We start from the raw sequence: 25,329 nt of genomic DNA, 5'->3' as shown, positions 1-25,329 counted from the left end.
TAAAAGGATAATTAAGAATTTCATCTATATACAAAAGGAGGTAAAATAATGAATTACAAAAAAATAATCGCAGAAAAAATCAATGAAAAAACAAATATGGGAATAGAGAACATAGAAAAGCTTCTTGAAATTCCTCCAAAGCCAGAAATGGGAGATTATGCTTTTCCATGTTTTCAACTTGCTAAAACTATGAGAAAGGCTCCAAACTTAATATCTCAGGAACTAAAAGAAAGCATAAGCAAAGACTATCTTGAAAAAGTAGAAAGCATGGGAGGATATCTTAACTTTTTTATAGACAAAAACTCCTATACTAAACATGTACTTGAGATGGCTCTATCGCAAAATGAAAAATATGGTTCATCGGATATAGGAAGCGGCAAAAACGTAGTAGTTGAATATTCCTCTCCAAACATTGCAAAGCCTTTCCATGTAGGTCATCTATATTCAACTGCAGTTGGAAATGCATTATATAAAATGATGAAATCTCAGGGGTATAACACTATAGGGGTAAATCATCTCGGAGATTGGGGAACACAATTCGGTAAACTTATAGTTGCATATAAAAGATGGGTTGATGAAGAAGCACTTGAAAAAGAACCTATAAATGAACTTTTAAGAATCTATGTAAAATTTCACGATGAGGCAGAAAAGGATCCATCGCTCGAGGATCTTGCAAGAATGCATTTTAAGAATCTTGAAGATGGCTGTAAAGAAGAAACTGAGCTTTGGCAGAGAATGAAGGATTTAAGTCTTAAGGAATTTAATAAAATTTACGATATGCTCAACATTAAATTCGATTCTTTAGCTGGAGAAAGTTTTTACAGCGATAAAATGGATGCTGTAGTGGATGAAATAGAGATTAAAGGACTTCTTACAGAAAGCAACGGAGCACTCGTTGTTAACCTTGATGAATACAATATACCTCCATGCATAATTAAAAAATCTGATGGCGCTACAATATACGCAACAAGAGACCTTGCGGCAGCAATATATAGAAAAAACACCTATGATTTTTACAAAAACATTTATGTAGTCGGCTCTCCTCAAGCCCTCCATTTTAAGCAGATATTTACAACTCTAAAGCTAATGGGACATGATTGGGCAAACGACTGCGTACATGTAGGTTTTGGGCTTGTTAAATTTGCAGATAAAAAGCTCTCTACAAGAAAAGGTGATGTAATATTCCTTGAAGATTTATTAAACGAAGCAGTATCAAGAACATTAGAGCTTATAGAACAAAAAAATACTAATCTTGAAAACAAAGAAGATGTTGCAAAGAAAGTTGGTATAGGCGCTGTAGTATTTGCATACTTAAAAAACAACCGCGAAAGGGATATAATGTTCAGCTTTGATGATATGTTAAACTTCGATGGAGAAACCGGTCCTTATGTTCAATATACCTATGCTCGCGGAAAGAGCATTTTAAGGAAGGCAGAAGGTTTCAAATCACAGGCAGATTTTAGCAAACTAAACTCAACAGAAGAGTTTGAACTTGTTAAATTAATTGCTGCATTTAATGAAGCCATTCTATCAGCAATAAGCAAATATGAACCTTCAATGCTTACTCGATATATTATAGACGTTGCAAAAGCATTTAACAAATTTTATAACCAATATTCAATTATATCCTGTGAAGATGAGGGCCTTAAGGCAGCAAGATTAAAACTTGTAGAAGCTACTACAATAGTCCTTAAAAACGGACTTTCACTTCTTGGAATCGATGTTGTTGAAAAGATGTAAAAAAGAGCCATTATTTGGCTCTTTTATTTTGTGTTTTGTCCAAGATATGCCTTTTTTACATTCTCGTCTTCTAAAAGTTCTTTTCCTTTTCCCTGCATTGTGATTTTTCCCGTTTCAAGAACATATGCATAATCAGCAATATGAAGTGCTGCATTAGCATTCTGTTCAATAAGCAGTATTGTTACTCCCTGTTTATTTATTTCCTTTATTATTTCAAATATCTCCTTAACGATTAAAGGAGCAAGTCCAAGAGAAGGTTCATCCATCATCATAAGTTTAGGCCTTGCCATTAGTGCTCTTCCAACAGCAAGCATCTGCTGTTCTCCTCCGGAGAGCGTTCCTGCAAGCTGCCAGGTTCTTTCTTTGAGCCTTGGAAACAGACTATAAACCCACTCTAAATCTTCTTTAATTTTGTTTTCATCTTTTCTCACAAAAGCACCTATTTTAAGATTTTCTAAAACAGTGAGATCAGGAAATACTCTTCTTCCTTCTGGAACGAGTACTATACCTTCCTTTACCATGTTTTTTGTTTCAACATTTAATAAATTTTTATTCAAATAACTAATTTTACCGTTTTTAGGTTTTACAAGACCTACAATAGATTTCAAAGTAGTACTTTTCCCAGCTCCGTTAGCTCCTATCAGAGTAACTATTTTGCCTTCCTCAACATTAAAATCTATTCCCTTTAAAGCCTCAATTCCTCCATAGCATACTACAAGATTTTCAACATTAAGCATCTTCACTCACCCCCAAGTAAGCCTCGATTACCTTAGGATTGTTTTGTATTTCATTTGGATTTCCTTCGGCTATAGTTACACCATAATCGAGCACATAAATTCTATCGGATATTCCCATTACAACCTGCATGTGATGTTCAATCATAAAGATAGTTAAATCAAATTCATCTCTTATTTCCTTAATAAATTCTGTTAAGTCTTCTGTCTCTTTAGGATTCATGCCTGCTGCAGGTTCATCAAGGAGCAGTATGCTCGGATTAGTTGCAAGAGCTCTTGCAATTTCAAGCCTTCTCTGCTTACCATAGGGAAGAGAAGAAGATTTCTCATGAATTACATCCAAAAGCCCCACCCTTTTAATAAGTTCTATAGATTTTTCATGCATTTCTCTTTCTTCTCTATTATATTTAGGCAGCCTAACAATAGCTTCAATAAAATTAGATTTTATTCTTAAATGATTTGCAATAAGAACATTATCAAGAACGCTAAGCTCTTTAAAAAGCCTTATATTCTGAAATGTCCTTGCTATTCCAAAGGAAGTTATTTTATCAGGTCTATATCCTGTTATATCCTTATCCTTTAAAAATATTTTACCGCTTGTTGGCTTATATACTCCCGTTATCATATTAAAAACAGTTGTTTTTCCAGCGCCATTAGGTCCAATAAGAGCTACTATTTCACCTTTATCAATGTTTAAACTAAAATCCTTTACTGCGGTTACTCCTCCGAATTTCATGGTTATATTTTCGGTCCTTAACATATTCATCGCTTAACACCTCCTTTGGTAAGAGGCTTCTTCGATAATTTATTTGCTAAAATATCTAAGGTAATTTCTTTATTTCCCATAAGTCCATTCCTAAAAAACAAAATAACCATCATTAAAAGCACTGAAAATACAACCATTCTAAGCCCCGGAATTCCTCTAATCGTAAAAAATCCAAGGTTTATACTTTCATCAAGAAATCTTAAAGCTTCCATGGAAATCGTTATTATGAAAGCTGAAATAACAGTTCCTGTTATACTTCCCATACCTCCAAGAACAATTATAAGAAGGATGTTATATGTTAGAAAAAATCTAAACATTAGAGGGTCAATTGCACCTATTAAATTTCCAAGAAGCCCTCCTCCTATTCCTGCAAAAAAGGCACCTATAGTAAAGGCAAGAATTTTATGTTTAAAAAGGTTTATTCCCATATTTTCTGCCGCAATTTCATCCTCCCTTATAGCTTTAAAGGCCCTTCCGTAACTGCTGTTAATAAGCAAAATCATAACAATCAAAGTTATAACAGCTATTCCAAAACTCCAAAATAAATTAGTCGTATTAGGTATCCCTTTTAATCCCAAAGCTCCATTAGTAAGTCTTTGAGTATTAGTGAAAATAACTCTTATTATTTCAGAAAAACCCAATGTGGCAATCGCAAGGTAATCTCCTTTAAGCCTTAAAACTGGAGCACCTATTAAAAAAGCTACAAAGGCAGCCAATATACCTCCTAAAATAAGTGAGGGTAAAAAGGGCCAAACTATCTTGTCAAGTGGAGATATTAAAGGTGCCATAAAAAAGTTTTGCTCCTTTATAGGAATTGGCATAGTTAAAAGTGCCGTAGTATAAGCCCCTATTGCCATGAAACCAGCATGTCCTAAAGAAAACAATCCAGTAAAACCGTTAATAAGGTTTAAACTAAGTCCCAAGATAGTATATATAGCACAAAGATTTAATATTCTTGATTTATAATCATCGAGATATAATTTCGCAAAATATAAAATTACAAACAAAAGAATAATTAAAATAACAGAAAATATTATATTATACTTTTTTCTTTTCATAGTTACACCTTCTCCGCAATTTTTTCTCCCATTATGCCTGTAGGCTTAAAAAGAAGGATTAGAATAAGAAGTATAAAAGCAAAGGCATCCCTATAGCCTGATAAACTTGGAAGAAAAGCAACGAGCAAAATCTCACCTATACCAAGCAAGAATCCTCCTATAACTGCTCCTTTTATATTACCAATTCCTCCTATAACCGCAGCAATAAAACATTTAAGTCCTGGCATAACTCCCATAAGAGGCTGAATCTGAGGGAATTTCAATGCCCACATAAGTCCTCCTATTGCCGCAAGCATAGAACCTATACCAAAGGTAAAAGATATCGTGCTGTTAACATCAACTCCCATCAGCTGTGCAGTTTCCTGATCCTTTGATACAGCTCTCATGGCCATACCACTTTTAGTATTATTAACAAGGAATAGCAGCAAAAATAAAAGTATTATAGTTACAACAGGTATAATAAAAGTTAATCTCTGGATTGATATATTCCCAATATTTATAACATCAGCAAATATATTAGGGGTTGGAAAGGGTTTGGGTCTTCCATCGAATAGAACAATAGATAAATTTTCAAGCAGATAGGAAACTCCTATTGCTGAAATAAGAATTGATATTTTAGGTGAATTCCTCAAAGGTCTGTATGCTGCCTTTTCAACGCCAATACCTAAAAGTCCCGTTAATATTATTGCAACTATAAAGGAAATATACCATGGCATATTAAATGTTAAAACTCCAAAGAATGCAAAATAGGTTGCCATCATAAATATATCTCCATGAGCAAAGTTGATTAATCTTAAAATCCCGTATACCATGGTATAACCTATTGCTATAAGAGCATATAAACTTCCAAGGGATATACCATTAGCAAAATGCTGTAGGAAAAGTTCTAAAGTCATAAGCTCACCACCTGAATATTTTATTTAAAAATACGCTTCCTCCCTTTAAGAGGAAGCGTATTTTTTGTTAATTTTACTTTTTAGGTTCAATTGTATCAAGATAAGTAAATTTACCTTCTTTAACAGTTTTTATAACTGCATTCTTTACAGCATCACCATTCTCATCGAGGGATATCTTTCCTGCTGCACCTTCAAAATCCTTTGTCTTTGCTATTTCATCTCTAACCTTTACGGAATCTGTTGTTCCAGCTCTTTTAATAGCATCAAGAGCAAGGATATACGCATCATATCCAAGAGCTGCAACAGCAGCTGGTTCGTGATTATATTTCTTTCTAAAAGCTTCAAGGAACTTTTCTGATTCCTTAGTTATTGGTTTCTCAGAGGTAAAGAATGTTGAGAATGTAGCCCCTTCAACAGCTTCCTTTCCTATTGTTACAAATTCAGGTGTTTCCCATGTGTCTCCACCTATAAATGGAGCCTTTATACCAAGCTGTCTTGCCTGCTTAATTAAAAGTGCAGATTCTGTAAAATTACCAGGTGCAAATATAACATCTGGATTTGCAGATTTTATATTTGTAAGCTGAGCTGAAAAATCCTGGTCGCCTGTATTGTAGTTAGAAACTGCAACAATGCAGTTTGGATCTCCTGTAAGCTCTTTAAAAGAATCAGTAAAGAATTTTGCAAGGCCTACAGCATAATCGTTTGAAACCTCTTGAACTATTGCAGCTTTTTTAGCTCCAAGTTTTGAATAAGCATAGTTTGCCATAACAGTTCCTTGGAATGGATCTATAAAACATACTCTGAAATAATAATCATTTCCTTTTGTAACAAGGGGGTTTGTACAAGAAGTACCTATTGCAGGAATCTGAGCCTTTCTTACGATATCACCAGCAGCCATAGAAAGAGAGCTTCCCCAGCTTCCAAGTATTACTGTAACTTTTTCCTTTTGTGTCAACCTTGCTGCAGCATTTGCAGCTTCAACCTTGTCCGATTTATTATCAACAAGAACAAGCTCTACCTTTTTGCCAAGAACTTCTGGATATAATTCGTTTGCAAGTTTAATTCCTTCAATTTCAAGAGCTCCTCCAGCAGCATTTGCACCAGTCATAGGTTCAAAAACTCCTATTTTAATAACGTCGGAATTAGAATTGCTGCTTGAAGTCTGTTGTTCTTTTTTGCTGCATCCAGCAAATAATGTTGAAATAGTCAAAATAATGGCCAATAGAGTCGCAATTTTTTTCAATTTCCATTCCTCCTTAAAAATGTTTTTATTTTACGGACATAACATCAATAATGTTTTCCGTAACAATAACAATTCTATGTATTTTTAAAAATTATACTATGCATCAAAACTATTATCAATAGCTATTTTTATTTTTTAACATGTCTTAATATTCTGTATTTTGAAATGTTTATTATGTTTTTTTTCTATTTTTTTTGTTATTTATACTTATATATTCTTATTCTGAATATCATATTCTTATTTAGTTGCATATCATTTCGCAGATAAGAAGCTCTCATTATTTGCACAAAACGCAATATTATTCATTTATTTTTATATTTATTAATATATTTGTTTCTCAATGTTTTTGTACAGCATACATATTGCTCTCATAAAGAAAAAAGTTTAAACATTTGATATTTAAAAAAGCTATTTTATTTGATAAAATTGAATTTGGAAAGGAGCGTGGGGGAAATGCTAGTTAAAGATTGGAAGGAATTTTTAATCCCTTACGAACAGGCTGTTGAAGAACTAAAAGTAAAATTTAAAAGTATACGAAAGCAATACAGAAGCAAGAGTGAATACTCACCTATAGAATTCGTTACAGGAAGGGTAAAAGAAATATCAAGCATATTAGAAAAAGCAAAAAAATTAGATATACCTTTAAATAGGATATCAGAGGAAATGGAGGACATAGCAGGTATTAGAATTATGTGCCAGTTCGTTGAAGATATCTATAAGGTAGTACAAATTATACATCAAAGGGATGGGAAGGATTTAAGAATTGTATATGAAAAGGATTACGTTAAAAATAAAAAGGAAAGCGGATACAGAAGTTATCATATTATAATTAAATATCCCCTTCAAACAACGGAAGGAGAAGTTGAAATACTTGCCGAGATACAGATACGTACTCTTGCTATGAATTTTTGGGCTACTGCAGAACACTCTTTAAATTATAAATATAAACAAAGTATACCTGAAAATATTAAAGAACGTTTAAAAAAATCTGCTGAATTGGCATTTTTATTAGACCAAGAAATGTCGGCAATTAAAGAAGAAATAATAGAAGCTCAAAAGATGTTTGAAATAAAATCAAGCATAATTTCCGATATACTCGATAATATAATTACTCTTTACTCTTTAGGAAAGGTTTCTGAATCTACAGATTTGCAGGATAAATTTAATAAACTTTTAGAGGACGGAGACATGGCTGAACTTAAAGCTCTATTAGACGAATCTAATGAAAAAGTACAATTTTGCAGACTTAATCTTTTTCAATTAGATTAAGAATCAATAAAAATATAATCTTTGACAATAATGATTTATTGCTGTAAACTATTTAATAATAAAAATTATAAATTAGGATGGTTGTATATGAATAAAATAAATGATATATTTAAAGATAAAAATTTAAAACTTACACCTCAAAGATATGCTATATATAAATTTTTAAAATCTGTAAAAACTCATCCTTCAGCAGAAATGATTTATAACGAATTGAAGCAAGATTATCCTACCATGAGTCTTGCTACTGTATATAAAACATTAAAAACCCTTATAGAATTGAATTTAGTACAAGAGCTTAATGTTGGTGAAGATAATTTTAGATATGATGCAAATGTTGATATCCATCCTCACATAATATGCCTTAACTGCGGTAAAGTAGATGATATAGAAAACACTAACTTTGATAATTTAAAAAAGGATGTTTTAAGTTATACTGATTATGATGTTTTAAGCTATAAACTTTATTTTTATGGTATATGTTCTGAATGTAAAAAGGGAAGGTAAAATCCTTCCCTTTTATTGTTTAAAAGCTGTTTTTAAAGCTCTTTTCCAAGCCTCTACAGGCTGAATTCTATCTTCGATTATGTCTTGAAGTACATTTGTTACAGCTTCTGATATCTTAGGTTCCATATTATCGATTATTAGTATTGAATTATCATCAGATTCATCAAGATGCATTAATATGCGTCTTTTTACTGAATCTTCACTTGAATTTACTGATTTTAATGATGCTATATATCCTTTATTTACAAATATTTTTTGTGCATCTTCGCTGAATAAAAACTCCATGAATTTTTTTGCTGCTTCAGCATTCTTGCTTTTTGAAGGAATTACCAAAACCTGACCCGCAGAGGCACTGTATTTTGATACTGCCTGCTGAGTCATATTTACTGGTTTTTCGAAAACCTGATATGTAAAGCCTGCCGGTTTTAACTGCTCAATCGCTTCTAATGCCCACGAACCAGCAGGAAGTATAGCAGACTTGCCAGTTACAAATTCTTCAATACTTTTTTTATAATTTATATCAATGCTGTCTTTAGGTATACAATAATAAGCTATCTTGCCAAAAATGCTGAATGCATTGCTTATATTGGGTGTTTTTTCATAGGATTTTACATCAGAACCATAATTTGATGTCAATGTCTCTATACCTGTTGTTTGAGCTGATATGTATCCAAACAAAAGCGAAAGTGTCCAGCCATCCATTGCCCCAATTCCTATTGGTGTAATTTTTTTAGATTTTAGTTTATTTGATATATCAATTAACTGTTTAATATCTTCCGGTTCATTTAAGTTATATTTTTTAAACATGCTGTCATTGTAGAACCATTCAATAGACATTGGCATATCGCCAATTCCATAATATTTGCCATTATATTTACCATAGGATACACAAATCTTATATAGCTTTTTACTTAATTCCTTTTCATCTATAAAATCTGTAATATCTAAAAGCTGTCCTGATTTTGCAAATTCTATAACCTCATTTCTTTTAATGCCGACTATGTCTATATCCCCTTTTTCGAATATTGTTTCTCTCACTTTATTTTCATCATTAAAATCATAAACTATTTCTACTTTAGTATCCTCATTATTCTTCTCAAATTCCTTTGCTATTTCTTCATAGGCCCCTCCCTGATTTTTTTTGTCATACATAACAGCAACCTTTATAGTCTTTTTTTCACCCTTATCTTTCTCTTTATTTTCTTTAGAACAGCCAGAGAAGATAAAGCAGCTAAAAAGTATAACAGCTGTAATTACTGAAACGTATTTTTTCATAATATTCCTCCATATTTTTCATTAATTTAGATTATTAACTATTATATAACATTTTTAAACCAAATTCACTTTTATTTTTATTTTTTAAGTATCTTCTTTTAACAGATTTAAGTAATTTTATTTTTCCACAAATATTTTTTTATAATCAATCATATAATTTAATGGAGGTGAAATAATGAAATTAAAAGTATATATATTCAAGAAGAAGCAACTCATATCAGCTGCAATAATACTAATAATTTTAATAATAGCTGCTGTACTTTTGATAAGTTATAAAACAAGGCAAACTTTAAACACTCTAAATCCTTCAAAAAATACAATATATGCAGATGTCAATAATGATGGAAAAAACGACTCTATTATTGTTAATGTTGATGAAAAAACAGGTAAATATGTTGTTGATGTTATATCAAGCGATGGAAATGGGTACAGCCTTGAACCTGACTCTACTATAAAATCCTTAGGATATTATTCAAACTACTGGCCTATGAAGGTATCCATTTTAGACGTTAATAGCGATAAGAATTCAGAAATAATTCTGCAATCATCCGACGAAAAAGGGCCTATAATTCATATTTTCAGATGTATTGATGGAAAGGCTGAAAAGCTTGCATCAGGCAGATACTCAATTTTTGGATTGATAAAATCTCCTGAGGATAAATCAAACATAATCGCTTTAGGAAATAATAAAAATAGCAGTATCGAATTTAAATTCCTTGCCGCAAAATCTGGAAAACTATCGCCACAAATAGTTCCAACAGCTTTTACATTAGGAAGGGATACTCTATCCTCATTAATAACTTTTATTCAAAAGGAAGAAATCGAAACCTGCAATGTAAATATTGAAAATAAACTAATATCAAAAATTACTAAGGGTTCATTTCTCGATGCTCGGCTGATTGAGGCAAAGTATACTAAATACAATATACCTTCAGAATGCATTTATGTAATAAGAACAGCAAATTCTTTAAATGGTGAAAAAGAAACATTAACTTATAAGGCAAGATTCTCTCTTATGAAATATGATAATAAAAATCCTGAATACAGAATTACTCAGCTTGATAAAATAAAGTAAGTTTAGAAACTGCAAATATTAAATTAATTGATATTTGCAGTTTTATTAGTAAACAAAAGTGGGCCGGATAACCGGCCCTTAAGGGGGATGGGGGGTTCTGTTAATGGAAACTTTCGTTTCCGCCTCAAGGTGGGTTCCTTGAGCTTCCATTATTTAATATTGCCATTCTTAAATTTTCTATACAGTATTAATAAATTTTTTTATAAAAAAATTTCGACATATTTTCCCAAATAAAATTAAATAGAGAGGAACTTCCTCTCTATTTTTGTATTTCTTCAAGAAGATATTTAAACATATTAGCTGTATCTTCAATAGGCTTTTTAGAAAACATATCTACACCTGCATCATTTAAAAGAGTAAGAGAATACTTGCTCCCTCCAGATTTTAGGAAATTTAAATACCTTTCTATATTTTTTCTATCTTCAATAATACTCTTTGCAATGCTTATCCCTGCTGAAAGCCCTGTAACATATTTGTAAACATAAAAGGCATCATAAAAATGAGGTATCCTTGCCCATTCCATTTGAATCCCCTCATCTATTATACATTCCCTGCCATAGTATTTTTCATAAAGTCTCATCCAAATACTGCACAGTTTGTCACCATTTAATGGCTCTCCTTTTTCTGCAAAGTCATGCGCTATAAGTTCATATTCTGCAAACATTGTTTGTCTATAATATGTGGTTCTAATAGTTTCAAGAAAACTGTTTATAATAAATCGCCTATAATCACCTTTTAACTTGTTCATAAGATAAAGATACATTAGGCATTCATTTGTTGTTGAAGCAACTTCAGCACAAAAGATTGTATAATTAGAATAAATATAGGGCTGGTTCTTTCTCGATAAATACGAATGTACAGAATGTCCAAGCTCATGGGCAAGTGTTAAAACATCGGTTATTTTGTTTTTATAGTTTAATAATATGTATGGCTTTGTATCATGGGAACCAGAAGAATATGCTCCTGAATATTTGCCTGCATTTTCGTAAATATCTATCCATCTATTCTCAAAGGCCTCTTTTAAAATCAAAGAATACTCCTCTCCGAGAATGGATAAACCTTCTAAAACCATTTCCTTTGCGTTATCAAATTCAACTTCCATATCAACGTTTTCTACATTAGGAGTATATAAATCATAAAGATGCAAATCTTCGATGTTTAAAAGCTGCTTTTTCATTTTGCAATACTCATCAAGAAGATTAATGTTTTCACTAACCGTATCTATCACATTATGATAAATATTTTTTGGAACGTTATCTGAAAATAAAGAAGCTTCAAGTGAGGATTCGAAACTCCTGATTCTTGAATAAAATATATCCTTTTTTACCGAACTTGAATAAAGAGCTCCATATGTATTTTTAAATCCCTTGTAACTGTTATATAAGGCATCGAAGGAATTTTTTCTAAGTACCCTGTCCTTAGACTGCTGATATTTTATAAAATTTGAAGTGGTTAGTTCATATTCATTGCCTAAGCTGTCATTTATTTTAGGGAATTTTAAATCCACAAAATTTAACATTTTAAATATATTTTCAAACCCAAAAGCCATTTCCCCGCTTTGCATAACTATTTTTTCTTCATTTGAAGACAATAAGTGTTCTTCCTGTCTTAGTATATCATCGATATAGTGTTTGTAAATTTCAAGTTTCGGAAATTGGTTTATAAGTTCCTTTATTTTATCAGAACCCGCCATTACGATTTCAGGAGATATAAAAGATGTTGCAGATTTGAATTCTACATAAATTTTGTTTCCTATATCGCTTAGCTCCTGTCCTAAAGGATTTGAATTATCCTCATCCCTTTTCATTGAAGTATATACATATACCCTGTCACATACTATTCCAGTTTCATCTGTTAATGAAAGACAATTATAAAGATTCTCCGCACTTTCAGTTAAATTCCCTTTAAACATTATAATTTTTTCAAGCTTTTCTCTAATAGATTCAATCTCTTTTAAAACATCTTCCTTATTCTTATAGATGGTGTCAATATCCCATTTAAATTTTTCTGGTATGTCCTTTCTTTCCATTATTTTATCCATAATATTATCACCCCCTCAATATTATGCCACATTATTTTTATTATTTCTATAAATTACTATTTTAATTTTATAAAAATTCTCTACTGCATTTATATAGAAACAAAACGAAAAAAAATATATAATATCTCATATATATTATTGTGTAGGTGATAAAATGATAAAGCAAATCGATAAAGCTGTTGAATTTAATAAAAAGCTGTCAAAAGAACTCTTAAACAAAAAATGGATAGAAAAATTAGCTATTAATGAAAAAACTATAAAAGGAATAATTCAAAGCTCAGGATTTAAAAAAACTACAGCATACATTTTTGATAAGAATGATTTCAGCTGTCATGCTGCATTTGCACTGTGTAAAGATTTGTTTTTTAAAATTAACTATGATTATTCAGAGGATGAATGGCTTAAAATTATATATCAATATTCCCTTTCAAAGGCATTTCCTAAAGTAGTTGACTTAGAAATCTCAAACGAAATTAAGAAGGTTTGTGAAATATATTTAAAAATACTAAAAAATATTTCTGAATTTCAGAAATATTCTAATGACAATACATGGCAAAGCAAGTATCCTCTTATATTTCTCTCCCGTGATGAGATAAGCTTTTTAGAAAATCCTTTTGAATACAATAAATTTATTAAAGCTTTCAATAATGACTGCATATATGAAACCATGAAGCTAAATCAGGAAATATTAGGATATAACACTCTCGACCATATATGCGGAGTTCATTATATTGCCGTAAACCTTGCAAGACAGCTTATAAATTTAAACCTTCCTGTAGATTTAGGAAGGGTTTCAGGAAGTGCGGCAGGACATGATATAGGAAAATATGGATGCAGAGAATGGGAATCAAAAAGGGTACCCTATCTTCACTATTATTATACAGATTTGTGGTTTAAAAAACATGATATACAATATATAGGTCATATTGCTGTTAATCATTCAACTTGGGACCTTGAACTTGAAAATCTTCCTATTGAATCATTGCTGTTAATTTATGCTGATTTTCGTGTAAAAAACTATTCAGAAGACAGCAAAAAGCCTCAAATGCATATTTTTTCTTTAAAAGAATCCTTTGACATAATATTAAACAAACTCGATAACCTCGATGAAGCTAAAATAAAAAGATATAAAAAAGTTTATTTAAAGTTAAAAGACTTTGAAGATTATATAATAAGTTTAGGTGTTGACGTTAATAATTTTACAAATATTGAGAATAACAAACAAATTTTAAATAATAATTACTCTTTAATGCATGGAAAAGAAATAATAGATAGTTTTAAAAATCTATCTATAAAGCACAATATTAACCTTATGTATTTACTAAGAGACGAATCATCTTTGAATAAAATACTTGAACTTGCAAGAAGCCAAGACAACTGGAAAAACCTTAGAAAATACATTACTGCCCTTGAAGAATATTCAACTTATCTTACTCAAAAGCAAAAACTAATTACTCTTAAGTTCTTATACGATGAACTTACTCACCCTGAAGATGATATTAGAAAACAGTGTGCTGAATTGATTGGAAAATTAATAGGTACCTTCGATGAAGAATATAGAAAGGAAATTCCTGAAGATGCAATTTTTAAATCTGAAAGTATAACTGGTTATGAACTTTTTAACAAATATCTTGAAATATTAATTAATCCAAGCCACAAAATTATTCCTCTTCATAGAGAATGGATAGGTTACAGCATAATTACAATAGTAATGTCAATTTTCTCTAACTGCAAGCAGAATCAAACTTTTGGATACAGAAAAATACTTCTAAGCTATTATGCTAAATATATAAATAAGAATGATAATGTTCAGCTTTATCTTTTAGAAGCAGCCAAGTATATCCCTATATCTGATGAAGATGAAAATCTTAATATACTTTTTGAATATATTGCAAAAATGATAAAAAGCAGCAATCTTTCTTTAAGATTATCAGCCTTTGAAATCTCCTATAATATAATACCCTATTTATCTTTGGAAAGCAGACAAAAGTTTACTTCATCAATGAAGGATAATATTAGTGAAATAATAGATACAATCTCTGCACCTTCAGAAAAATACTTAATCTATAAACTTTCAAAGCTTATTGATATTGAACTTATTTTTAAAAATCCTATTTCTCTTCTTCAAGAAAATTTACTTAATACATCTGATATATTTCTAAGCAATTTAAAAACAGCGACAAATTGGATTGTAAAAAGAGTTCAAATTGAAATGCAGCTAAAATATGCATTAAAAAATTATGAAAGTATTGGGCTATATACTGCTCTTCACTTTTGCAATATTCTAAAAGTAAGCGCTTTTGAATGTGTAAGAAATCGTGCTGGTGAATCCTTAATTAAAATAATTCCCTATCTTAAGCCAGAACAAAGAAATGACGTTGCAATTGAGCTTTTAAGAGCTCTCGAACTTGAAGGGTATCAGTTTACAGAATATATACCAAAATATCTCGGGATAATAATACTTCACCTTGAGCCAGTTGAACTTGATGAATTAATAGATGACCTTCAGGAAAAAATTAAGCAGTCGAGTCCTGAACTATGCTCTCTGCTTTTAAAAACAATAGGTATAGCTATTGCAAATTACTCAAAGTATAAAGATCTTTCAAGGGAAACAGAAATTAGATATAATAATAGACTCATAAAACTTTTAGGAATACTTTTAAATGGGCTTGTAAATTACAACATAGAAGTTAAGCAATATGCTTTCAGCGTTATTGGAAGGGATATATTTGGAAACTCTTCTTTAAATTACGACGAAAAAGTTAATATTTTTAAACTTATAGCAAAAAAAGTTCTAACCTTAATAACCGATGATTTAGGAGATGAGCTTCAATTATTAACAAATGCAGCCGGTTTAAATCATATTTATAGATTTATATCAGACTATGTATTTTTAAAGGGAAATTTCGAGCTTATATATCCACAAAAAGTAGCTTTCTTCCCAGGTACTTTTGATCCATTTTCATTAAGTCATAAAGAAATTGCAAAATCCATAAGAGATTTAGGATTTGAAGTATACCTTCAAATTGATGAATTTTCATGGTCTAAGCAGACTCTGCCGAATCTTTTAAGAAAAAATATTGCAAATATGTCTGTTGCTGATGAGCTTAATATTTTTCTATATCCCGAGGATATTCCAATAAACATAGGAAATCCTGAAGATATAGAAAAGCTTAAATTAAGTTTTCCCTTTTCAAAGGTTTATTTGGTTGCAGGAAGTGATGTTTTATTAAATGCCTCAAGCTATAAAATGCCAGATGTTAGAAATTCTATCTTTGAACTTTCACATATAGTTTTTGATAGAAAAAATCAGCATGTTTCTTCTGAAAGCGATATTAAATTTTTAAATACAATAAATAAAATTAAAGGAGATGTTATAAGGCTCTCTCTTCCTCCTAAATATGAAGATATAAGTTCATCCCAAATTAGAAATAATATAGATGAAAATCGCGATATATCGAGCCTCCTTGATCCTCTTGTACAAAACTATATTTACGAAAACGGCTTTTACAAAAGAGAGCCTCAATATAAATCTATAATTAAAACAGTTTCAATTGAATTTGAAGTTCTTGAAAACATAAATGATGAAATCTTAAAGATGCTTTGCCAATTATTTGAAAATAATTTTGCAATTGCTTATAAAAGATTTTCGGATTTTAAATTAAAGGATTCTGCAAGGCTGATTATTGCAAAGGATGTTAAAAGCAATAAGATATTAGGATTTTCTGCCTTTCATTGGGTAAGATTCAGTTCTCTTTTCCATGAGATTAAAAATCCCTACGCAACTGAATACATCAGAAATAATGCAGCAGGAAGAATCATATTTATAGATGGTATATTTGTATTGGGAAATTTTAATCATGAAAATCTTGAGCAGATAATTTTAACTGAAACATTAACCTATTGTCTTGCAAAGGACTATGACTATGCCGTTTTCAAAAATATATTAGATTTTTATGTATCAAAAACTCTTTTTGATACATTAGAAAATCAAGGATTTATAAAAATTTTTACAGATGAATCAATATCGCCTATATTTGCTGTAAACATGAGCAACCCTATTACTTTAAACCTCGATGCCGAAACAATGCTTAAAGACCCTTTTAAAAATAATTACTCTATCAAACAGGCAATATTAAAATCAAGAAAAAAGCTTCAAAAATCTCTATCTTTGCTTTATCCTGGAAACTTAGTTCTATCCTTTGATATAAATATTTTACATGAAAACATCGTTAAAAAAATATGTACCGAAAACGGTGTACCCACTCAAGTATCTCAGCCAAAAAGCTTAGGACCTTTTATGTGCGTTCCTTTTGGAAATATACTTAGCCGTTATATAGTTCCAAACACAATAACTAAAGCTCTTCATACTGAAAAACTTTTTGCACCGGATATGAAAAGTTTTACTATAGGAGCATATCCCTACTATCTTCAGCTTGAAAATCAAGTAAAAATGCTTCGTTCTTTTAACAGACCTGTAATACTCGTTGATGATCTTTTAAATAAAGGTTATAGAATTAAAGCTCTCGACCCGCTTTTAAATAGCGAAAAAATAGAAGTAAAAAAAATTATTGTAGGTATTCTTTCAGGAAGAGGTAAAGAGCTTATGGATATTCAAAATAGAGAGGTGGACTGTGCATATTTTCTGCCAAAACTAAGACACTGGTTTAATGAAAGCGCATTATATCCCTTTATTGGAGGCGATACTTTATGGAGAGGAGTTTTCCCAAAGAGAAACCTTGTACCATCAATAAACTTGATTCTTCCATACACTTCTCCAGCATTTATTAGGGAGGCAAGCAAAGAATCAATATATAATTTATCATTGTCATGCATTGAAAACTCCCTCGATATTCTATTAGCAATAGAAAAGGAATATCAATTAACAAATGAAAGAACATTAACATTATCATCCTTAGGAGAAGTTTTTATATCGCCAAGATGTCCAGATCATGGTACAAATATGATTTATAACCTAAGTTTAAGTCCTTCTAATTATCTTTTAAATGACCTTGAACTTCTAAAAAGAATGGAAAATATTATAAACAGATTATAGAGGTGAGTTATGCATTTTTATAAATATAATAATCAAATCTTTATTTCTGATAAAGAGCTAAATTTTGAAAAAGCATCCGAAAAAGAAGTAATGTCTTCTGATAAAATATATGCAGCTTCATTTATGCCTCCTTCACAATCAAAACGAACCTTTTCGATAAGCGCTGAAGATTTATTGTTTCAGTCTAATGAAGGAATAGAGATTATAAAACAAAACATAAATCCTAACTCTACTATACCTGACTGGTTACGCGAAAAAATACAAAGCCGAAAGGTTATAGGTGTTAATCTGAATTATATAACATGGGAAGATGTTTTAAAATATAAACCGCCCGTAAAATGGAATATTAACATTGCAGGACTCGGGGACGTAGGAGGAATACTTTTATCAGGTCTTAAACTCTTAGGAGCTGATATAATAAATAGTATAGGAATTTTTGATATAGATTACAATAAAGTTATGCGATGGCTGTATGAAAGTAATCAAATATTATCTGCAAATTCTTCTGATTTTCTTCCTCAAATAAAATCCATAAAATCTGATGAAATTTTTGAATGCGATATGTTTGTCTTCTGTGTTACTGCTGGAGTGCCTAAAATTGATGATAACACCGAAGATGTCAGGATGGCTCAGTTTAATAAAAATTCCGAAATTATAAAATTCTATGCAAAAAAAGCTCGTGATATGAAGTTTAAAGGAATATTTGCTGTAGTTTCTGATCCTGTTGATTTATTGTGTAGAACTGCCTTTATATGGAGCAATATGAATGAAAATGGAGAATTTGACTTTAATGGTCTTGCACCTGAACAAATAAGAGGTTACGGCTTAGGAGTTATGTACTCAAGGGCAGCCTATTTTGCAAAGGAACTTGGATTTGGAAAACAATATTTAAGCGAAGGAAGGGTTTTTGGCCCCCACGGCGAAGGATTAATTGTTGCAAACAGCATCAAAGATTATGATGATGATATATCAAAAGAGCTCACAGAAAAAACTATAAGAGCTAATTTATTCGTGCGTGAAACAGGATATAAACCCTTTATCGCTCCTGCTCTATCCTCTGGTGCCCTCTCTATACTATCGACGCTTAAAGGCGAATGGCACTATAGCAGCATTTTTATTGACGGAACATATATGGGGCTTAAAAACAGGATGTTACCAACCGGTATTGAGATTGAAAGAATAAATCTTCCTGAAATTTTATTTAATAGAATAAAAAAGACCTTTGAGGTGTTAAAAAATCATGAATGATATATGTGTTATTTCCCCAAAAGAAATATCATCAGAACTAAGTATTATGATAAATTCTGCTTTAGGAGATAACAAAGCAATATTTATAAAGGATTGTTCTGATCTTATAGATTTAAAATCTAAAAAAATAATTGTTGCATTAGAGCTAAACAGCGCTGGATACTGCTTTCCTGTTTCTGAAATATTATCAAGGCTGTATCAAACTGATACTCACGCCTTAAAAGGCTCTATTGCAGCCCTTCTTATACACAGTAGCAGCGAACTATACACAAAAAGCGCAGCACAAAATATTATATTTTTGATGAACCAGTTAGGTTGCAGATTTATAGGTCATCCTGCTGTAGAAGCCACTGTTTCTCTTTCAAATTTTCTCACATGGCAGAAATCATTAAAAATGAATCTTATGGATATTTGCATTATGATGTGCCGTCAGCTTGGGAAAAGGATAGCAGACGATGATATGAAACATAAGGAAACTCCTAAAATACTTGCGCTCCATTCAAGTTCTCATAAAACTTCTAATACACTAACTCTTTGGAATATGGTAAAAAGCAATTTAAAAAATTCAAATATAAATATTAAAGAACTTCATGTTGAAAATGGCACTATACTCGATTGCAAAGGGTGTTCCTTTAAAACATGTCTTCATTACAGCAAACAAAGCAGCTGTTTCTATGGAGGTTTTATGGTGGAAGAAGTTTATCCTGCTATTGAAAACTCTGATGCTGTTGTATGGATATGTCCAAATTACAATGATTCAATATCTGCTAATCTTATGGCTATTATAAATAGAATAACTGCTCTTTATAGAAAAAGGAATTTCTACGACAAGAGCATATTTTCAGTTATTGTATCAGGCAATTCTGGAAGTGATTCCGTTGCAAAGCAGCTAATCGGTGCATTAAACATTAATAAGGGTTTCCGCCTCCCTCCAAATTTTTGTTTAATGGAAACCGCCAATGACCCAGGCGCAATAAAAAATGTTCAAAATATTGAAAAGAAAGCTGAAGAGTTTGCAAAAAATATAAAGAATAATTTATAGCCCATAATTTTATACTATTCTGAGCAGTATTATGGGCTATACTTTAATCTTTTTTGAAAGTAATTACATTTTACTCTTTTTCGCTAATTATGACCTTATTTTCCCCATCGGTTTCTAAAAGCTTTACATGTACTATCTCAGATAGAGAAGTTGGAACATTTTTACCTACATAATCAGGGCGTATAGGAAGCTCCCTGTGACCTCTGTCAATTAGCACTGCAAGCTGTATAGATTTTGGCCTTCCTGCCCTTATTATTGCATCCATGGCAGCTCGCACTGTTCTGCCAGTAAAAAGTACATCATCTACAAGTATTATTGTTTTCCCTTTAATTTCAAAATCCATAGATGTATTGTTTATACTTGGCTGTTCATATTTCTCTGAAAGATCATCTCTATAAAGGGTTATATCGAGGGTTCCAACGGGTATGCTTACACCTTCAAAATTCTCAATATACTTAGAAATCCTTTCAGCTATAGGCACTCCTCTTGTCTTAATTCCAACAAGCACTATATTTTCAGTACCCTTATTCTTTTCAATTATTTCATGAGATATCCTTATTAGTGATCTATCAATTCCTTTTTCATCAAGAAGCTGAGCTTTTATTTTCAATCTTTCATCTCCCCTCTTTTAACTAATCTTAATATTTAATAAATCAATCAAAAAACATTTCTTTTTTTAAAGTTGAACTTTATAATTAACAGTGCTCTAAAAACCGGCTTAAGTAAAAATCTAATTGAAATATATCATATTAAGAAATAAAAAATCAACTATTTCTTAATTTTCTAATAAGCTCATTAAAATATTCCGGCAAAGGTGCAGTAAATTCCATATACACATTTTTTGTAGGATGAATAAATCCTAACGTCATGGCATGAAGTGCCTGCCCTTTAAGTTTATATTTCTGTTTTTTGTAGCCATAGACAGGATCTCCAACAAGAGGATGTCCGATATACGCCATATGAACCCTTATTTGATGCGTTCTCCCTGTTTCAAGTCTTGCTTCAATCAATGTGTTTTCTTTAAATCTTTCTATTACTTTAAAATGAGTAACTGCATTCCTTCCACCCCTGCTGACTACGGCCATTTTTTTTCTTTCCACAGGATGTCTGCCTATGGGAAGATTTATTACCCCCGAATCGTTTTTTATTATCCCTTCAACAAGGGCAATATATATTCTATTAACGCTGTGCTCTTTTATCTGGTTTGACAGGTTTTGATGGGCGATATCGTTCTTTGCTACTACTAAAACTCCCGATGTATCCTTATCAATCCTATGTACAATTCCTGGCCTTATTGCCCCGTTTATTCCCGACAAATTGCTGCACTTTGATAGGAGGGCATTTACTAATGTTCCTGTATAGTTGCCTGCAGCCGGATGAACGACCATACCCTGACTCTTATTAACTACTACAATATCCTCATCTTCATAAAGTATTTCTATGTCTATATCCTCAGGAGCTACATCTATTTTTACAGGGTCGGGAATTTCAATTGCTATTAAGTCCCCATCTTTTATTTTATAATTGCTTTTTATTTTTTTGTCATTAACAAATATTTTATCATCCTCTATAAGCTTTTGTACTTGAGATCTTGAAAGATTTTCTATTTTTTCACTTATAAAAACATCAACTCTTTTATTAGCTTCATTTATATCTACATTCAGATTTATAATTTTTGACATAAGACCACTCCAATTATTCCTTTGAAAGTAAAATGATTGCACCAAGAAGAATTGTACCGCACACCACAAATATATCTGCTACATTAAAAACAGGCCAGTCAAATATATTCTTAATATAAAAATGGATAAAATCTACAACATATCCCTTTGTTATTCTATCTATAAGGTTTCCAATGGCTCCTGAAATTATTAATATAAGACTTATTTTCATATATTTTGAAATATCCTTATTCTTTAAAAGGTAATAAATCATAAAAGCTATCACTATTGATGTCAAACCTATTAAAAAGAATTTTTTGTTCTTAAATATGCCAAAGGCAGCTCCCCTGTTTTCAAGATAAGTTAAAGAAAGATACCCCGAAATTAAATCTATATTAACATCAGGATATAAATTTATTTTTGCAATAAGTTTTGTTAATTGATCTGCCATTATCAGCAAAAAAATATACAATAGTTCCATAACTCTCCCCCTACCTAATGATTTAGCTGCTTCTTTTATCATAAAATAAGACTTGCAGATTTGCAAGTCAATAAATCTATGGAAGCTGTTTTTTATACTGCTCATTGGATATATTATCTGTAGGCTCAACAATTCCTCCATCTGCCTTAGTTTCACTTTTAGATGTAAACGCCCCCTTTAAATCATCAAAATTTCTTATTATGCCTGGTCTTTTTTCATACTGAGCCACATCCTGATAAGCATCTTCATCATCAAACATAATATCGTCTTCCATATCTGAACTTATATCTGTAAAGCTTCTTCCAAAGGGTTTTAGAACTTCCTCTTCAACTGGCCTGTCATATCTGTAGGTTTTATAATTTGCCTTTTTATTTTCGCATTCAACACAGGTAGTTGCATAGGGCATAAAATCAAGTCTTTCCTTTGGAATATCTTTTCCGCAGAATTCACATTTTCCATAACTTTTATCTTCTATTTTTTTTAATGCATTATCTATTCTATATATTATTTCCTTTTCGTTGTCAAGAAGTGCATATCTTCTTTCTTTTTCAAACATCTCTGATCCAAAATCTGCCGGATGGTTATCTACTAAAGATAATTCTTCTATTTCTTCCCTTTGATTTTCTGCCATCCCATTTTTTAATATATCATTAATAGTATCCGTAACTTTATTCTTTTCTTCTAAGAGTTTATTTTTATAATGCAAAAGCAATTTTTCATCCATATCTAAAACCTCCTATCGTACGCTTGATTGTACTAATTTAACAACTTCTGAAATGACTCCTCCTATAATAGGCAGATTAAGCATTACAAGTCTTTCTAATGAATATAAAACTATAGCACCTAATATGGTAAAGCCTATTGCAATTCCAAATCCTCTCGATATTCCCCCTAAAAAATTTAATACTATAAGCCTCGTTGGGTTCTGCATAAGATCTACATATTGACCAAATTTTGATTTTTCTAATTGTATACCGACATTTTTTATAAGTTCCTCATATTTTTCTATCTCACAGTTATCTTTCTCCATAGATGTACCTCCCATTTTAGTTTTCCTATAAAACAAACAAATTATTAATACAAAAAAATAAAACCCTTAGTGGGTTTTAGATTTTCATCTATTTTATTCTTATATCTGCTCCTATAGAACTCATAACCTTAAAAAATTCAGGAAAAGAAGTGTTAATGCAGCCGCAGTCTATAACTTCAGCTTCATCAAAAACTATTCCTGCAAGTGAAAAAGCCATTGCAATTCTATGATCATTAAAAGAATTAAAAAATACCTTTCTTTTTGTATTTTTAAAGGAGCACCCCTTTATTATCATACCGTCATCAAGTTCGTAAGCCTCAATATCCATCTGCTTCAAATTATAAATTATTGTTTTAATCCTGTCGCTTTCCTTTTTTCTAAGCTCCTTTGCTCCTTTAATAACCGTAGTCCCCTCAGCAAAGGATGAAAGCACAGCAATTAAAGGGAGCTCGTCAATAAGCCTTACAATTATATCTCCATTTATATTAACAGATTTAAGTCTGCTGCTTTTAATCCTTATATCTGCAGATTCTTCATTGTTTAAATTTCTAACTTCAACTATTTCAATATCTGCTCCCATATCCTTCAATACATCTAAATAGCCTGTTCTAGTTTTATTAAATAAAACATCTTTGATTATAATCTCAGAACTTTCAGCTAAAATACAGCCACCTATTATAAAAGCTGCTGATGAAATATCTCCCGGGATTATTATATCTCTTGAATATAAGCTACCTTTACATTCCATTTTTATAATATTATTATTAACATCGATATTATATCCAAGATACTTTAACATTCTTTCTGTATGATCTCTTGTTTTTTCTAATTCATATATTTCAGTTTTTCCTTCTGCTAAAATAGATGCAAGCATAATGCAGGATTTTACCTGAGCTGAAGGAACATCCATTTGATAACTTATTCCATGAAGTTCTTTTCCCCTCACAACAATTGGTGAACAGCCATTATTATAAATAGACTTTATATCTCCACCCATCATGCGAATAGGCTTAATTATTCTTTCCATTGGCCTATTGTTTAATGAATCATCTCCATAAATCAGGAAGCTGCCTTTAATACCTGAAAGCAATCCGCAAATCAGCCTCATCAATGTTCCTGAGTTACCAGAGTATATGAAAGAATTAATATCTTTTATTTTGTTCCTATTATTTCCTCGTATCTTAAGCAATCCATTTTCAATCTTAATATCAGCACCTATAATTCTCATAGCCTTAAGGGTATTAAGGCAATCTTCGCTGAATAAAAAGTTTTTAACCTCAGCACAGCCCTGTGAAATAGAAAGCAGTATTGCAGCTCTATGGGATATAGATTTATCTCCGGGAAGATTAAATTCCCCTTTTAAGTTTTTTGATTTCTTTATAATTATATTCAAATTATCATTCCACCTATGTAGTTATAAAGATTTACTATGTTTTTATATATAGACTTAAACTCTTCAAAGTTTACGGATTGTTCCCCATCGGAGAGTGCTTTATCAGGATTTGGATGAACCTCAACCATAATTCCATCAGCTCCAGATGCTATTGCAGCAAGGCTCATAGAATTTATGAGTTCTCTTTTGCCTGTACCATGACTTGGATCCACTATTATTTTAAGATTTGTTTTCTGCTTTATTACAGGTACACAATTTAAATCGAGGGTATTTCTTGTATAAGTCTCAAAGGTTCTTATTCCTCTTTCGCAAAGAATTATATTGCTGTTTCCTTCAAGTGCAATATATTCAGCAGCGCTCAGCCACTCCTCTATTGTTGCAGATATGCCTCTTTTTAAAAGTATTGTCTTACCTGCTTTCCCGACTTCTTTTAAAAGAGGATAGTTATACATATTTCTTGAACCAATCTGGATTATATCAGCAATCTCAATAAGACTTTCTATATCCCTTAAATCAAGAAGTTCTGAAACTATTTTTATATTATACTTTATTTTTATAGACTTTAATATCTCAATTCCCTCTTCTCTGAGGCCTTGGAAGCTATAGGGTGAGGTTCTTGGCTTAAATATACCTCCCCTTATGTATTCAACACCGCATTCTTTTAAAAAAGCTACAGTTTCTTCAAATATATCATAGTTTTCAACGCTGCAGGGACCTGCAATGATTAAAGGCTTTTCTCTTTCTTTTGCTTTATTATTGTTTTCTTTTTTTAAAACTTTTTTTAGTTTAACCACTTTACCACCTGCACATACTGTAA

At 31.2% G+C, this 25,329-nt stretch carries 21 protein-coding genes; 7 read left to right on the top strand and 14 right to left on the bottom strand.

Going from position 1 to position 25,329, the window contains the following annotated elements; translation table 11 throughout:
* Window positions 1-48 precede the first annotated feature (48 nt).
* The gene (argS, locus tag B5D15_RS04660) at window positions 49-1,740 is read left to right on the top strand and encodes an arginine--tRNA ligase (protein WP_078695954.1); all 1,692 of its coding nucleotides are present in this window, start codon (window positions 49-51) and stop codon (window positions 1,738-1,740) included.
* Window positions 1,741-1,763: 23 nt separating this feature from the next.
* On the opposite strand, the gene B5D15_RS04655 is transcribed toward argS, so the two are convergent.
* The 5 genes from B5D15_RS04655 to B5D15_RS04635 all read right to left on the bottom strand — a co-directional run bounded on the left by B5D15_RS04655 (window position 1,764) and on the right by B5D15_RS04635 (window position 6,437).
* Window positions 1,764-2,477 (bottom strand): ABC transporter ATP-binding protein, encoded by a 714-nt coding sequence (locus tag B5D15_RS04655; RefSeq protein WP_078695953.1) that lies wholly within the window; start codon window positions 2,475-2,477, stop codon window positions 1,764-1,766.
* Window positions 2,470-3,240, bottom strand: a complete 771-nt coding sequence (locus tag B5D15_RS04650) for an ABC transporter ATP-binding protein (RefSeq protein ID WP_078695952.1) — start codon at window positions 3,238-3,240, stop codon at window positions 2,470-2,472. The genes B5D15_RS04655 and B5D15_RS04650 overlap by 8 nt, the downstream gene beginning before the upstream one ends.
* Window positions 3,237-4,298 carry a branched-chain amino acid ABC transporter permease gene (locus tag B5D15_RS04645; RefSeq protein WP_078695951.1) on the bottom strand — a complete coding sequence of 354 codons (1,062 nt, stop codon included), beginning with the start codon at window positions 4,296-4,298 and terminating at the stop codon, window positions 3,237-3,239. Before B5D15_RS04645 ends, B5D15_RS04650 begins: the two co-directional genes overlap by 4 nt.
* A gap of 2 nt (window positions 4,299-4,300) precedes the next feature.
* Window positions 4,301-5,194 carry a branched-chain amino acid ABC transporter permease gene (locus B5D15_RS04640; protein WP_078695950.1) on the bottom strand — a complete coding sequence of 298 codons (894 nt, stop codon included), beginning with the start codon at window positions 5,192-5,194 and terminating at the stop codon, window positions 4,301-4,303.
* 73 nt (window positions 5,195-5,267) lie between these two features.
* Window positions 5,268-6,437 (bottom strand): ABC transporter substrate-binding protein, encoded by a 1,170-nt coding sequence (locus tag B5D15_RS04635; RefSeq protein WP_078695949.1) that lies wholly within the window; start codon window positions 6,435-6,437, stop codon window positions 5,268-5,270.
* Window positions 6,438-6,890: 453 nt separating this feature from the next.
* Here B5D15_RS04635 and yjbM point away from each other — a divergent pair, with 453 nt between their 5' ends.
* Window positions 6,891-7,706, top strand: a complete 816-nt coding sequence (gene yjbM, locus B5D15_RS04630) for a GTP diphosphokinase (RefSeq protein ID WP_078695948.1) — start codon at window positions 6,891-6,893, stop codon at window positions 7,704-7,706.
* An 87-nt stretch (window positions 7,707-7,793) separates the two neighbouring features.
* The gene (gene perR, locus B5D15_RS04625; protein ID WP_078695947.1) at window positions 7,794-8,210 is read left to right on the top strand and encodes a transcriptional regulator PerR; all 417 of its coding nucleotides are present in this window, start codon (window positions 7,794-7,796) and stop codon (window positions 8,208-8,210) included.
* 12 nt (window positions 8,211-8,222) lie between these two features.
* Here the strand turns inward: perR and B5D15_RS04620 are convergent, their stop codons facing one another.
* Window positions 8,223-9,485: an ABC transporter substrate-binding protein gene (locus B5D15_RS04620; RefSeq protein ID WP_078695946.1), complete on the bottom strand. Its 1,263-nt coding sequence runs from the start codon at window positions 9,483-9,485 to the stop codon at window positions 8,223-8,225.
* Between the two features lie 175 nt (window positions 9,486-9,660).
* Between B5D15_RS04620 and B5D15_RS04615 the strand changes: the two genes are divergently transcribed.
* Entirely contained in the window at window positions 9,661-10,560 is a 900-nt protein-coding gene (locus B5D15_RS04615) for a hypothetical protein (RefSeq protein WP_078695945.1), read from the top strand.
* Between the two features lie 259 nt (window positions 10,561-10,819).
* On the opposite strand, the gene pepF is transcribed toward B5D15_RS04615, so the two are convergent.
* Complete coding sequence (gene pepF / locus B5D15_RS04610) at window positions 10,820-12,601, bottom strand: oligoendopeptidase F (RefSeq protein WP_078695944.1); 1,782 nt, start codon at window positions 12,599-12,601, stop codon at window positions 10,820-10,822.
* 154 nt (window positions 12,602-12,755) lie between these two features.
* Between pepF and B5D15_RS04605 the strand changes: the two genes are divergently transcribed.
* From B5D15_RS04605 to B5D15_RS04595, 3 genes are read left to right on the top strand one after another with little or no spacing between them, the layout of a single operon-like run.
* Window positions 12,756-17,657 (top strand): nucleotidyl transferase family protein, encoded by a 4,902-nt coding sequence (locus B5D15_RS04605; RefSeq protein ID WP_078695943.1) that lies wholly within the window; start codon window positions 12,756-12,758, stop codon window positions 17,655-17,657.
* A 9-nt stretch (window positions 17,658-17,666) separates the two neighbouring features.
* A complete protein-coding gene (locus B5D15_RS04600) occupies window positions 17,667-18,905 on the top strand; it encodes a lactate/malate family dehydrogenase (RefSeq protein WP_078695942.1) in 1,239 nt (412 codons plus the stop codon).
* Window positions 18,898-19,947: a flavodoxin family protein gene (locus tag B5D15_RS04595; RefSeq protein ID WP_078695941.1), complete on the top strand. Its 1,050-nt coding sequence runs from the start codon at window positions 18,898-18,900 to the stop codon at window positions 19,945-19,947. Before B5D15_RS04600 ends, B5D15_RS04595 begins: the two co-directional genes overlap by 8 nt.
* Window positions 19,948-20,017: 70 nt before the next feature.
* On the opposite strand, the gene pyrR is transcribed toward B5D15_RS04595, so the two are convergent.
* From pyrR to aroF, 7 genes are all read right to left on the bottom strand, one after another.
* Window positions 20,018-20,557: a bifunctional pyr operon transcriptional regulator/uracil phosphoribosyltransferase PyrR gene (gene pyrR, locus B5D15_RS04590; protein WP_078695940.1), complete on the bottom strand. Its 540-nt coding sequence runs from the start codon at window positions 20,555-20,557 to the stop codon at window positions 20,018-20,020.
* Between the two features lie 154 nt (window positions 20,558-20,711).
* The gene (locus B5D15_RS04585) at window positions 20,712-21,629 is read right to left on the bottom strand and encodes an RluA family pseudouridine synthase (protein ID WP_078695939.1); all 918 of its coding nucleotides are present in this window, start codon (window positions 21,627-21,629) and stop codon (window positions 20,712-20,714) included.
* 13 nt (window positions 21,630-21,642) lie between these two features.
* Complete coding sequence (gene lspA, locus B5D15_RS04580; protein WP_078695938.1) at window positions 21,643-22,089, bottom strand: signal peptidase II; 447 nt, start codon at window positions 22,087-22,089, stop codon at window positions 21,643-21,645.
* Between the two features lie 76 nt (window positions 22,090-22,165).
* Window positions 22,166-22,813, bottom strand: a complete 648-nt coding sequence (locus B5D15_RS04575; RefSeq protein ID WP_078695937.1) for a TraR/DksA C4-type zinc finger protein — start codon at window positions 22,811-22,813, stop codon at window positions 22,166-22,168.
* Window positions 22,814-22,825: 12 nt separating this feature from the next.
* Window positions 22,826-23,119 carry a DUF5665 domain-containing protein gene (locus tag B5D15_RS04570; RefSeq protein WP_143287196.1) on the bottom strand — a complete coding sequence of 98 codons (294 nt, stop codon included), beginning with the start codon at window positions 23,117-23,119 and terminating at the stop codon, window positions 22,826-22,828.
* An 88-nt stretch (window positions 23,120-23,207) separates the two neighbouring features.
* The gene (gene aroA / locus B5D15_RS04565; protein WP_078695935.1) at window positions 23,208-24,512 is read right to left on the bottom strand and encodes a 3-phosphoshikimate 1-carboxyvinyltransferase; all 1,305 of its coding nucleotides are present in this window, start codon (window positions 24,510-24,512) and stop codon (window positions 23,208-23,210) included.
* On the bottom strand, window positions 24,509-25,306 hold the full coding sequence (aroF, locus tag B5D15_RS04560; RefSeq protein ID WP_078695934.1) for a 3-deoxy-7-phosphoheptulonate synthase: 798 nt from the start codon (window positions 25,304-25,306) through the stop codon (window positions 24,509-24,511). The genes aroA and aroF overlap by 4 nt, the downstream gene beginning before the upstream one ends.
* Between the last annotated feature and the right edge of the window lie 23 nt (window positions 25,307-25,329).

Origin of the sequence: Caloramator quimbayensis (assembly GCF_900167605.1) — a bacterium.
Lineage (GTDB): Bacteria > Bacillota > Clostridia > Clostridiales > Caloramatoraceae > Caloramator_B > Caloramator_B quimbayensis.
The sequence above is the reverse complement of the archived record's forward strand: the minus strand, read 5'-3'. Positions and strand labels throughout refer to the sequence as shown.